The organism is Desulfoluna sp., from assembly GCF_030145185.1.
Lineage (GTDB): Bacteria > Desulfobacterota > Desulfobacteria > Desulfobacterales > Desulfolunaceae > Desulfoluna.
This window is the reverse complement of the sequence record NZ_JAQYWB010000040.1, coordinates 1-12584: the sequence shown is the minus strand read 5'-3', so window position 1 is coordinate 12584 and position 12584 is coordinate 1. Positions and strand designations below refer to the sequence as shown.

At 57.2% G+C, this 12584-nt stretch carries 12 protein-coding genes; all 12 read right to left on the bottom strand.

The genetic code is table 11. The features are described from left to right. Positions 1-184 precede the first annotated feature (184 nt). A complete protein-coding gene (locus tag Q1Q75_RS13740; RefSeq protein ID WP_300671714.1) occupies positions 185-706 on the bottom strand; it encodes a cob(I)yrinic acid a,c-diamide adenosyltransferase in 522 nt (173 codons plus the stop codon). 24 nt (positions 707-730) lie between these two features. After that, complete coding sequence (gene cobJ, locus Q1Q75_RS13735) at positions 731-1471, bottom strand: precorrin-3B C(17)-methyltransferase (RefSeq protein WP_300671712.1); 741 nt, start codon at positions 1469-1471, stop codon at positions 731-733. 26 nt (positions 1472-1497) lie between these two features. Beyond that, on the bottom strand, positions 1498-2526 hold the full coding sequence (locus tag Q1Q75_RS13730; RefSeq protein WP_300671709.1) for a cobalamin biosynthesis protein: 1029 nt from the start codon (positions 2524-2526) through the stop codon (positions 1498-1500). A 601-nt stretch (positions 2527-3127) separates the two neighbouring features. Further along, a complete protein-coding gene (cobM, locus tag Q1Q75_RS13725) occupies positions 3128-3907 on the bottom strand; it encodes a precorrin-4 C(11)-methyltransferase (RefSeq protein ID WP_300671706.1) in 780 nt (259 codons plus the stop codon). Continuing rightward, positions 3907-5127 (bottom strand): precorrin-6y C5,15-methyltransferase (decarboxylating) subunit CbiE, encoded by a 1221-nt coding sequence (gene cbiE / locus Q1Q75_RS13720; protein WP_300671704.1) that lies wholly within the window; start codon positions 5125-5127, stop codon positions 3907-3909. The genes cobM and cbiE overlap by 1 nt, the downstream gene beginning before the upstream one ends. Then, positions 5124-6215, bottom strand: coding sequence for a cobalt-precorrin-5B (C(1))-methyltransferase CbiD (gene cbiD, locus Q1Q75_RS13715; protein WP_300671701.1), 1092 nt, complete (start codon positions 6213-6215; stop codon positions 5124-5126). The genes cbiE and cbiD overlap by 4 nt, the downstream gene beginning before the upstream one ends. 401 nt (positions 6216-6616) lie before the next feature. After that, positions 6617-7705: a nucleoside recognition protein gene (locus Q1Q75_RS13710; protein ID WP_300671697.1), complete on the bottom strand. Its 1089-nt coding sequence runs from the start codon at positions 7703-7705 to the stop codon at positions 6617-6619. Then, complete coding sequence (gene cobI / locus Q1Q75_RS13705) at positions 7674-8402, bottom strand: precorrin-2 C(20)-methyltransferase (protein WP_300671694.1); 729 nt, start codon at positions 8400-8402, stop codon at positions 7674-7676. The genes Q1Q75_RS13710 and cobI overlap by 32 nt, the downstream gene beginning before the upstream one ends. A 353-nt stretch (positions 8403-8755) precedes the next feature. Further along, positions 8756-9373 (bottom strand): precorrin-8X methylmutase, encoded by a 618-nt coding sequence (locus Q1Q75_RS13700; RefSeq protein ID WP_300671691.1) that lies wholly within the window; start codon positions 9371-9373, stop codon positions 8756-8758. Beyond that, positions 9370-10773, bottom strand: coding sequence for a cobyrinate a,c-diamide synthase (locus Q1Q75_RS13695; protein WP_300671688.1), 1404 nt, complete (start codon positions 10771-10773; stop codon positions 9370-9372). Before Q1Q75_RS13695 ends, Q1Q75_RS13700 begins: the two co-directional genes overlap by 4 nt. Positions 10774-10862: 89 nt before the next feature. Next, positions 10863-11798 carry an ABC transporter substrate-binding protein gene (locus Q1Q75_RS13690; RefSeq protein ID WP_300671685.1) on the bottom strand — a complete coding sequence of 312 codons (936 nt, stop codon included), beginning with the start codon at positions 11796-11798 and terminating at the stop codon, positions 10863-10865. Beyond that, the coding region (locus Q1Q75_RS13685; RefSeq protein ID WP_300671682.1) for an ABC transporter ATP-binding protein at positions 11791-12584 on the bottom strand (794 nt) is incomplete at its 5' end. The genes Q1Q75_RS13685 and Q1Q75_RS13690, both read right to left, overlap by 8 nt.

The window sequence follows — 12584 nt, the reverse complement described above, 5'->3', positions numbered from 1 at the left end:
CGTGCTCCGGTGTGGCATGGACAACAACGAACTATAAAGCCACACCGTTAACCACGGGCGCAGCCCGTAAGCAAATGTGATGAACCCGAGGAATCCGCCTACGCCCATGGCTGGGTGTCATCATTCAACCAACGTCGGTGGGCTACGGCGCGACAAGCAAGGGTTCAGAGCATATGCGAACCCGCTATTTTTCGATGCCGACTCGGGCTTTGACGCCCTGGTCGGCAAAGTAATGCTTAACGGGCTCAATCTGCGACACCAGGTCGGCCCGGGCCATCACCTCTTCGTGGGCGTAGCGCCCGGTGATGATGAGCTCGGTGCCTTCGGGTTTCATCTCCATGAGGCCCAACATCTCCTCAAGGGTTATCAGGCCATACTTGACGGCGAGGTTGCCCTCTTCGATCACCACCACGTCATAGTCGGAGCCGCTCAAAGCCTCCTTCAAAAGGGCATAGCCCTCCCGGGCCCGGGCCTTCTCCTTATCGGAGGGTTTGCCTTTGACCCAGCCACCGGCCCCAAACTGACGCACGGTGATAAGGTCGCTAAACCGTTCCAGGGCCTTAATCTCGGAGTAGTCGCCCTGCTTCATGAACTGAGCGATAAGCACCTTGAAACCGGCCCCGGCCGCTCGGACGCTTAAGCCGATGGATGCCGTGGTCTTGCCCTTGCCCTTGCCTGTGTAGACCTGAATGTACCCTTTTTCCATGGTTTGCCTTATGCCTGCCTGTCTTTATGATTTCAGATCATATTTCTTTCCATACCCGCGTGGGGTGAACATGAAATCAAGATACCCCTCAGAAGCACTGTTGCCAATGAAAACGGTGGTGAGCATATCCACATCGGCTTCATGAAGGTCCTTCAGGGGCACGATGGTCACCTCCTGGCCCTCACGCATAGCGCTCTTTACAATGCCCACCGGGGTATCGCCGCTGCGATGCTTCAGGGCAATCTCCTGGGCCTTGTTCAGCTGCCAGTTTCGCTTCTTGCTTTTTGGGTTGAAGATCACCATGACAAAATCCGCTTCGGCCACAGCGTTAAGGCGCTTTTCGATAAGCTCCCAGGGCGTCAGAAGATCGCTCAGGCTGACGCAGGCAAAATCGTGGGTTAACGGAGCACCCAGAAGGGACCCACCGGAGGAAAGGGCGGGAATACCTGGCACGACCTCCACGGTGAGACCGCCCTCTTCCGGATCGCCTTCACCGGGACGATGGGCGGACACCCCTTTCTCTTTGATGATCTCAAGGGCGAGGCCCGCCATGGCGTAGATGCCAGGATCCCCGCTGGAGACCAGGGCCACCTTTTTGCCGGTAAGTGCTGTCTCTACCGCCGCCTTCACGCGATCCACCTCTTTTTTCATGGTGGTGGCGATCACCTCTTTGCCGTCGATGAACTCTTTGATCAGGTCCACGTAAACGGTGTACCCGGCGATGACGTCCGCGCCTTTGATCATGTCCACGCAACGCATGGACATATGGTCCAGGCTGCCGGGCCCAATACCTATAATGTAAAGGACACCATTGCCAGCGCCGCCGTTACATTTTTCCCCTTCACCTTGGGCACCACAAGCCGCCCCATGTTTGCACTCTGAATCGCTGCTGCTTCGCATACACTCACCGTCCCTACGTGTTTTAAAGCGGCCGCCGAGGGTGTCACCACCCCTTCGGTGCCGCTGAGTTGGTCCTTGGTATAAAATGAGAGGGGTACGCCAAAACGCTCGGCGGCTTGAAGGATCCCCTCCTCATCAGCTTTCACATCAATGGAGGCCAGGGATTTCAGGCAAAGACGCGCTATCTTTCCCGCCTGAAATGCACGCCCGATCACCTCCACAATCTCTTCCACATCCGTACCCCGGTTGCACCCGACACCGACCGTCACGACCTTTGGCCGGATGACCAGCGCCCCTGCTTTCACAGAGGCCGTATCACAGTCCACCACCACATCGGCAGAAGCGCGATCGGCGACAGAGGCATACAACTCAACCATATCCGCATAAAACCCCATGGGATCCCAGAGAAGCGGTCTTCTCTTCTCCAGAAGGGCCATATTAACGGCTTTTATGGCTGAGGGGTTCTCCACAACGAGCCCCCGCTCGGACACCACCCCGTCCACCGAGGGGATCCCGTGGGTGTCCGTGGCCGTGGTAATCACAGGCACAGCATCCACCGCCGCCCCGGCCTCTTCGGCCAGCCGATTGGCCCCGCCGATGTGGCCCGACACCAGGCTGACAGCAAAACGCCCCGCCTCGTCCATCACCACCACCGCCGGATCTGCGGCCTTGCTCACAAGAAGCGGCGCGATCATCCGCACCACGATGCCTGTGGCCATGACAAAGACATGCCCATCCGCCCCGTGGAACCCGTCGGCGATCCCTTCCCGAAGCGATGGAACCACCCGCGCCCCGGAAAACTCAGAGGCCCAGGGTTTCTCAGGCAGGCACAGCTCGCCCCCAAGGGCATCACACAGCCTTTGGCCAAGGCGTGCCCCGCACGCTGTGACGGCCCATATTTTTAATGACTGATGCTTCAAAACATGCCTCCGGCGGGTCGCTTTTTTGAAAAAAAGCTCCGCAAAAAACTTTCCGGTTGTGGATATGGCTTGGCCCCCGTTCCTCGGATCAAACCATATCAGCATTCACAAGTCTGTATTCATAGCCCTTCTCTCCCCCTCACCGGATTCTCATCACCCTTGTCTCGCTCCCAGGCTCTGCCTGGGAGCGTCATTTGCAAGGCTCCGCCTTGCCGGTATAAGAAGCTACGACGTGACAAATAAAACTTACAGGGTGAAACGATCTCAAGCATGGAGGCAGAGCCTCCGGAGTGCATTCCCAGGCGGAGCCTGGGAACGAGAGAAAAATTGCCGAAATTCACAATGTCGCAACCCAAACAGTGTTGGACAAATACTGCAGGCAATTAAATTTGACCGCCTCCGAGTTCGACAAACTTCTTGCTGAACCAAATTTGGTTACATTGAAACAATGACTGGTCGAAAAGTTCCAAGGGCACTCCAAAGCAATTCATATGTATCTCAATAAGCGAATGTGACGTGCCCGAGGAACGAGGGCTCGGAGCATTCGCAACCTGGGGTCCAGGGGCTCAGCCCCTGGCCGCCGGAGGCACGCTCTTTTCCCTTACGCCTTCTCCACGCCGTCCCGGTATTCATGGGTAAAGGTGGCATCATAGAGTTTGGATTTGGCGGCGTTGTGGCCGCCAACGCCTTTGCCCACGATGATGAGGGCGGTTTTTCTGATGCCTTCGTTTTTCATGGTTTCCGGCAATTTAGCGAGGGTGGTGTAGATAATTTTCTCATCGGGCTGGCTCACGCGGTAGGCCACGGCGCAGGTGGACTCTTCCCCATAGTGTGCGGCCAGCTGTTTCGAAACTTTTTCCGCCAGGGCGCTGGAGAGGTAGATGGCCATGGAGGCGCCGTGGGAGGCCAGGGAGTCCAGGGACTCGCCTTCGGGGACCGGGGTGCGGCCTTCGGCGCGAGTAAGGATCAGGGTCTGGGTCACCTCGGGGAGGGTGTACTCCATCTTCATGGCGGCGGCGGCCCCAAAGGCTGCGGTGACGCCGGGAATGACGTTGTAAGGCACGTCCAGCTTATCCAAATCGCGCATCTGTTCGTCAATGGCACCGTAAAGAGACGGGTCGCCGGTATGGAGGCGTACCACCTTTTTCCCGGCGCGATAGCCTTCGGCCATCTTCTCTACCATGCCGTCCAAATCCATGGAAGCGCTGCTCAAGCATTCGCAATCCTCCCGCGTCCAGACCAGGAGCTCTTCGGGCACCAGGGATCCGGCAAAGATCACCAGATCGGCCTCTTCCAGGCTGCGTTTGCCCTTCACGGTAATGAGTTCGGGGTCGCCGGGACCTGCACCCGTAAATGTAATGGGGTATTTTACGTCTGTCATCAACCTACTCCTCGTATTCCGGTGACGATAAAGACCGGATTGGTTCCTTTAAGCATGATATCCCAGGCCACGGTGGTGGAGATACTTGCGTTGAGTTGCAGCACCTCCACGGAAAACCCTTCATCTTCAAGGGCGGTCACGGCGGTGCCGAGGCTCTGGAGGAGCACGGTGTTCACCACCATGCGTGCGTTTTCTCCCATACGGTCAGAGGCCATGCGGATAATGGCATCAAGGCCTTTTCCGCCGCCTCCGATGAAGACAACGTCCGGATCGGAAAGTTCGGTTGCGGCGTCGGGAAGTGAGCCTTCCGTCACCGTCATGTTCATGACGCCAAAACGGCGCATATTGGTTTTTATATCGGCCACACGCTCGGCTTTTTGCTCCACCGCGCACACCTTCTTCACAAAACGGGAGGCTTCAATAGAGACCGACCCACTGCCCGCACCCAGATCCCAGAGCACCTGCCCGGGCTTGAGGCCCAGCTTGGCCAGAGTCACGGCCCGAACTTCGGGCTTGGTAATCAAGCCTCGCTGGTGGGAAAAGGCGTCACTGGGCATGCCCAGCCCGATAAAAGGGGGCTCTACTTGAAGCGCAGCCCCCAGGATCACCATCATGTTGGGATCGGCAAAACAGCCTTCCGCAACCTGGGTGAGTGGGGTGTGGGTGTGTTTTTCGTTCGGAGTTCCCATGGATTCAAAAACATGGCAGGCTTCGGCTCTCACCCCCTGATCCAGAAGCCATGCGGCGACGGCATCAGGGCTGTTGGTGGGGTCGGTGAAAAGGGCTGTTTTTTCATGCCCCACAAGAATCTCCAGAGTCTCTGGTGACATCCCGCGGCCATGAAGGCTCACCACCCCGGCATCCTGCCAGGCCAGGCCCAATCTGGCAAAGGCCCCGGCCACGGCCGAAACGTTCGGAATCACCCTCACGGCGTCCGTCCCGAAGCGTGTTGTGACCAGAGAGCCGATGCCGTAATAGAGGGGATCGCCCGAGGCGAGGATGACCACTTTTTTGCCCGCTGCCACCGGCTCTTCCAGGCGATCCAGAATAGCGGACATTTTTCCTTCAATCACCACTTTTTCAGCAGAGATCGCCCCACATGCGGATAAATGCCGCTTCCCCCCCACGAGAAGGTCAGCGTCTGCGATAAGATCGAGGGATGTCTGGGGAAGATCCTTCTCTGACAGGCCAAAGCCCATCACGGTGATGGTTTGTTTCATGACGGCTCCTTCATGCTGTCGCTTGCCACGTTTCCATCAAAATCAAAAATAAGGCACCGGGTGTTAATACCGCCCCCTGCAAACCGAGACGCCGAGGCAGCAGCCAGCTCGCCCACACGGGCGATCACCTCCGGGCAGGGGCCTTCAAGCCAGGTAAAGGCCTCACGGGCGGTGTTGGAGTGGGCCACGTTGTTAACCAGCTCCACATCGTCCACCATCTCTTCCACCAGGTCGGCCAGGAACCTCAAGTTAAGGTCCGACTTGGCCGCATGGGTATGAGGAATGCCCGCCGCCATCTTAACGGCTTTACCGAAGAAGATCGCCAGGACAACATCCATGGATTCAGCACCCGCCGTCTCCATGGAGCTTTTAAAAAAATCGCCAATCTGGACAAAACAGGGCTCCGAAAGTTCCGGAAACACCTCCATGGCAAACCGCTCACTGCGACGCCCGGTGGTGCAGACCACGCTGTGGCCCCCGATAGCCTTGGCGACCTTAATGGAAGAACGGACCGTGGCTTCATAGGCTTCATGGGAGAGGGGCCGCTCGACCCCTGTGGTCCCGAGGATAGAGATTCCCCCCTCGATGCCCAGGCGCTTATTCAGGGTCTTTTCTGCCATCACCTCGCCTTCAGGAACAAAAATTTCGATCTCCAGCGGAGATTCATCCCCCGTCTCAAGACGAAGGACCTCCACTGCCCGATGAATCATCTTCACCGGCCCGGAGTTGATGGCCGCTTTCCCCACCGGGACTTCCAGGCCGGGCCGAGTCACACGCCCCACCCCTTCGCCACCTGTCAGCACAAGCGCCGCTCCGGCAGAATCTCCCCGCCTCACCCGCGCGCCGATAATGGCGTGCCGGGTAATATCCGGATCATCCCCACCGTCTTTCATAACGGTACACACCGCCACCTCCCCTTCCATCCCACAGGAGACAAGGGGAATGTCCACATGCCCTTCACTTAAAAAAGGCACCCGGACACACTCCGGGCAAACCCCGGTGAGAAGAAGATTCACCGCCCCCGTCACCGCCGCTGTAGCCGCCGTGCCAGTGGTAAACCCACTTCGTAATGTTCGTTTTTTTGCCATATTAAAAAACCTTTATAGGCTTAAAAAACAAGCCTCCGGCGGCAAGGTGTGCCACCTTGACAGCTGGTTTGCGAATGCGAGTCGGGCGACGTCATTCAGAGCTGAAATACATCCGCATTCGCATTGCGTGAGGCGGTATGCAACGTGCGTAGCAAGTGCATACTGTGGACACCTGTGGCGCCCTGTAACCGAGACTCAAGCTTAAATTCACATTTTCAGTTGCAACATGGCAACCACCCAACGCCCAAACCTTATGCCTGCGCCTGCACTCCCCACATCATTGGCCACGGGCGTAGCTCGTCAGCGAATGTGACGGACCTGAGGAACGAAGGCCCGGAGCATTCGCAACCTGGGGTCCAGGGGATTATCCCCTGGCCGTCGGAGGCATGCTTTTGCCACGTTTACGGAACGAAGCAATAGTAGAGCACGCCTGCGACCATCAGAGAGAAGATCCTCAAAAACTGACCGATGAGCAGGATCTGGGTTCCCATGACAGGGGAGAAGATGCCTGCGTAGCGGGGCAGCTGGTGCCTGACAGCCCGAATCGGAAAGGCGATGATATTGCCGATGAGAAGGGCCAGGGCCGTCTGTTTAACGGTGAGAACCCCTGCCTCGAGCAAAGCGCCTGCCGCAGCAAAGCCGGACGTGAACTCAGCGGTAAAACCCAGCACCACCACGGAGAGGGACTCCACGGGCATGATCTTCGAGACGGCCAGGTGCGCCAGGGCCTCATTCATAAAATCGAAGAACCCCAGGCGATGGACAAAAAAGACCGCCACGTAGATGGGAATCACCCAGGTGATGATGGTGGCCGCGCGTTTGGGAAAGCGATTTCGAATGCCGTCCTTCACCGCCGTCCACCCTTTGGCCGTGGGTTCTCGACCCTCCACCTCTGCGCCCCCTTCCTTTTCACCACCCAATGTTACATGGCCCAGGGCCAGAAGAAAAAGGCACCGAAGGATCAGGGCCGTAAAAGTAAGGCCGAAGTAAACCAGCCCTGCCTTGCCAACCAGAGGGATGACGATAAAAAAAGTGGTGGGCAGGTGAAGAAAATAGGCCGGGAACTGGTTCAGAAAGTTGGCCATGAAGAGCTGCCTGCGGCTGATGCTGCCATCTTTATAAAAACCGTAGAGCATCGAATTGGAGGCCACTCCCGAGACAAAGGCTGTTGTAAACGCTGCACTGCAGCGATCACCCAGGCCTGCGAATCGGAAGAGCGGTCCGGCCACTTTCGCCAGATACCGGGTCCAGCCGGTGGATTCAATCACCTGACCGGCGACCAGACCCAGGGAGATAAAGCAAATGAGCCGCAGCAGAGGTTTGCCGACGCGGGTCACCACCCCATGGGGGGTGACCCCGTCAATCCAGATCAGGCCTGCTGCGATCATGGCTGCCGTAACGCCCAGGGAGATCACCAGCTTCTTATAGCTGCCTTTTCCCTTGCGATTTCCGGCCATCTCAGTTTGCCAGTCCGTTCTTCTGCTTGGCAATGATGAGCGTCCAGTAATCGGGCTTCACCTCTCTCAGATCACCGACGTTCCAGATGATCTCTTCGCCTTCACGGCCGCATTTCTTGATGGCGCAGCTGTTTTCAAGGAGCCCGCTGTCGGAGAGGGCATTGGCGATATCATCGACATTTTTATAGGCTTTCAGGAGGACCACGTTCTCAGAGGTCGCGGCCACACGGCGGACATGCTCGCCACCGTACGCACCGGAGGTGATGACAAGAGACTCTTCGGCTTCCACGAGGGGGGTGTTGATGCGGGCAGCGGCTGCCTGAAAAGAGGTGATACCGGGAATGGTCACCACGGGGCAATCGGCGTGATCCGCCTTCATGTACTGGAGGATATACCCGAAGGTGGAATATGTCAGGGGGTCTCCGAGGGTAAGAAAGGCAGCGTTTTTACCGGAGCTCAAGACCTCTGCGATACGGTCGGCGTTCTCTTTCCACGCTTTGGTGGTCACGCCCTGTTCACTGGTCATGGGGAAGGGGAGGATCTCCACCGCCACGTTTTCCGGGAGGTGGGGCCTGGCAATGTCCACGGCCAGGCTGAAGCTGTTTTTGGATGAAGATGCCGTAAAGATAACATCCACGTCCATCATGGCCTTGACGGCTTTCATTGTGATGAGGTCGGGATCTCCCGGACCTACGCCAATACCATAAAGCGTACCTCTGTTCTCAGACATAACAAACTTCCTTGAATTCCCGTTTGCTGTTCAAACGGTTGATTGGAGCCGATTTTTCACAAGAACCCAGAAAAACGACTGATTTAAAGCGGAAAACTGCCCGCATTCTCCATCAAAGCCGGGTTGACGATTGACAGACGCCCCTTCAGCGCTGCATGCCTCCAACTTCTTCTGTCTGCTTTGATGAATCTTTCAATGACACAATCGGCGCCACCGTTCCCATGCATGCCGATGAAAACAGAAGAGCACCCCACCCGGCGCGGTGAGGCATCCTCTCATCCCATCTGGTTGGGGCATAATCGGAACAAACAACGCAGATATTATTTTAAAAAATAGAACGGTTCCGGTTGCCCCTATCTGGATGACGCCATGATTAAAAGGGCGTTAACAGCGGCAGCAGCCACATTGGAACCCCCTTTGCGTCCCACGTTGGTGATGTAAGGAACGCCCGGCGTCTCTAAAAGCTCGGCCTTGGACTCGGCAGCGTTCACAAATCCTACGGGGAAGCCCACGATAAGGGCAGGTTTAACGCGCCCTTCACGCACCAGTTCCAGAATGCGAAGCAAGGCAGTGGGGGCATTCCCCACGGCGTAGATGGCCCCGTCGAGTTGGCCGACCAAGGCGTCCACTGCCGCTTTAGACCGGGTAATCCCCTTGGCTTTGGCGATGGCAGCCACCTCGGGATCGGCCACCAGGCAGGTGACGCTTCCCCCGAAGGATTTCACCTCCATCTTGCGGATCCCGGAAAGGGCCATGTTGGTGTCCGTGAAAATGGGTTTACCGGCACGAATGGCCGCGACCCCGTTTTCGATGGCTTCGGGATGAAACCGAAGGCTGTTCACATAGTCAAAATCGGCGCTGGTATGGATCACCCGACGTGCAATGGGCCACTCGGCATCAGAGAACCCGTGGTCACCGGCCTCTTCTCCAATTATTTTAAAGCTCAGGTCTTCAATATCCTGGGGTTTCATCGTTTCGTTGACTCCTTATATGCGTTGCATCGGGCCACAAACGCCTCCCCCACTCCGGCAGAGCTTCCGAAGTGAAGATGAACGTAGCTGCCCAGTGTGTTGCCATTAACATAGCCCTCGTCGGGGAGGGTGCGATCGGTACGCGGGGTCACCCGATAGATTTTATCAAGGGCCGGATGATTCACGGGTTTGGAGTAATGAAATTCATGTCCCCGCACGGTGGTGCCTGAAGGCCCCAGCAGAGACGCCTCCTTCAGGGTGATCTCCCGATACCCCAGGGCACAGCGTTTTTCCTGCATCTCGGTTTCAAGGGAGAGGCAGCCGGACATGGCCCAGCGTTTTCCGTCGAAATCCGTGATGGCCTCGGAGAGATACATCAGGCCACCGCACTCGCCATAGATCGGCATCCCCGATTCGGACGCCACTTTGACAGCCTCCCGCATGGGGGTGTTGACGCTTAGTTTTTCTGCAAAGAGTTCGGGATAGCCCCCCCCGAAATAAAGACCGCTGATCCCTTCGGGGAGGGCCTGATCCTCTACCGGGGAAAAAAATGCCAGGGTCGCACCTGCCTTTTGCAGGGCTTCAAGGTTATCCGGGTAATAAAAACAAAAGGCACTGTCCATGGCCACACCGATCTTCAGCTCTGCACATCCGGATTGTGTCGGCTCTTCACGCCCCTCGATCGGAAGACAAAGGGACCCGGCCCGTTCAAGCAGCAGATCCAGATTGATATGGGCCTCCACGGTGTCGGCGAGGTGATCGGTCTCTCCTCTGGACAGGAGATATTCCTCATCGGTGACGAGCCCTAAGTGCCGCTCGGGAATCCGCAGGGCTTCGTCCCTGGGAATCCCGCCCAGACAGGGCAAATCGCTGTGAGCAGACAGTGCCTCGGTGAGATAATTGAGATGGCTCTGGCTGCCGATATTATTGAAGACCACACCGAGAAAATTGAGTTCAGGATCAAAATGTTGAAAACCCGTCACCAAAGCCGCTGCGCTTCGGGCCATGCTGGCGGCGTTCACCACCAGAATCACGGGAAGCCCGAGCCACTTGGCCATCTGGGCCGAAGAGCCCGCCTCATCAGTGCCGGAGAACCCGTCGAAGAGCCCCATCACCCCTTCCACCACGGCCAGATCTGTCTCTGCCATGGTGCGGAAAAAAGCCTGCCGGCAATAGTCACGGCTGAGCATCCAACCGTCCAGGTTCCGTGAGGCTCTCCCCGTCACACGACGATGATGGCCGGGGTCGATGTAATCCGGACCGACCTTAAAGGGTGCCACCGAATGCCCACGCCGTTTCAATGCCGCCATCAACCCTAAGGAGAGGGTGGTCTTGCCGCTGCCGCTTGAGGTGCCGCCGATGAGAAAGCCCATCTTGTGGTGAGTCGCCTTACTGCTCATGCCCTGCCAGTCCTTCTGTGGTCGTTTCAAAGAGAGTGGGATAAAGAAGCTGTCCGATGCGCCGCTCACGATCAAGGCGGTGAGTCGCCTTACTGCCCATGCACTGCCAGTCCTTCTGTGGTCGTTTCAAAGAGAGTGGGGTAAAGAAGCTGTCCGATGCGCCTGACGCCCTCAAGAAGAGCGGGCGTGGGTCGAGAAACCAGGGCTTCATCCACAAAGTAAATCTTGCCATCGCGCACGGCACGGATCAGGGAAAAACCCGGTTCTTTTTCAATTTGTTCTCGGGTGACGCGGTTCATCCGTCCCTGCTGCACCAGATAAACGTCGATGCTCGCACCCTTTGCGAGCAGGCGTTCCTTGCCATAAATGGCAATGTTGCTGCCCTTGGACGGGACCGCGTCCTCTGCCGCATTGACGCCCCCTGCGAGCCCTAAGGCCCAGGCTGCCATGGATTCTTTGGAGAACGTACGCAGCTTGGCGTGCATGGCCTCAAAAAAAACTGTCCGTTTCTCATGCATCCCCTGGGTGAGTCCCTGGATGCGCTGCGTCTCTTTTTCAAATGTCGACACCATGGATCGGGCCTCGGCCTCATGCCCGCTGAGTTTTCCTAAGGCCACCCAGTAATCCATCATCTCAGCCACCGTTCCGGGCTGAAGGGAGATCACGGTGATGCCCCGGGCTCGAAGGCTTGAAACCAGCCTGCCGTATCCCCGTTCAATCATGGGACGAATAAGCACCAGGTCGGGTCGAGCGGCCAGAAAGCGTTCCGTGCCGTCATGATAGGAGAAACGGGGAATATCCCCGACCTCATGCCCTTTGGAAGCACCGATCAAAGCCTCACCGGCCCCCATCGCGAGCAAATTGTCGGTATGGGCGCTGTAAAGGGAGACAATCCGGGAAAAGGGTTTATCAAAGGTCACGACCCGCCCGGAGGCATCGGTAATCTGAGCGGCTCCTGAGATGGGGGGCCAGAGACACACTAGGCTGAAAACGATAAAAATAAGGAGACCGATTCGTCTACCCATAAAACCCTCCGGAACTGAAGAGTACCTGACGGCTGTGAGTGACTGCATCTTCCATGACGCGCGCCTTGACCCCAAACACCTCCCAGAGGATCTCAGGTGTTATCGTCTCTTCCACAGAGCCCGACACCGCCACTTTGCCCTCTTTTAAAAACAGAAAACGGTCACAAAAAAGCGCGGCGGTGTTAATGTCCTGAAACACCCCGACAGCGCATCTGTTTTCCCGTTTCACCTTCTCCCGAACCACGGACAAAAGGCTTAAGGTATGTTTCATATCGAGGTTGCTGGTGGCCTCATCCAGGATTAAAACGGGGGTGTCCTGGGCCAGGGCCCGGGCAAAAAGGGTTCTCTGGCGCTCGCCCCCGCTCACCTCGGTGATGGGCCTATCGGCCAGGTGGTGGATTTCGGCTACGGCCATGGCCTCCTCCGCCAGTCTGAAATCCTCCGTCGACGGGGATCCAAACCGGTCAATGTGGGGATGCCGCCCCATCATCACCACGTCCCGCACGGAAAAGGCAAAACGCACATCATGGCTCTGGGCCACCACCGCCACGTTCTGGGCCACGGTGCGGGCCGAGAATTTTTTCATCGGGGTCCCAAACAGAGAGGTCGTCCCGGAGTCCGGTTCCAATTGCCCGGCAAGAATTTCAATCAAGGTGCTCTTCCCGACCCCGTTGGGTCCCAGGATGGCATGAAAAAGGCCATTCTCAATATGGGCGTCAATGCCCTTGAGCCCCTCTCGGTTACCTCGTTTGAAAGAGATCCCTTCAATATGGAGAACGCTGTCTG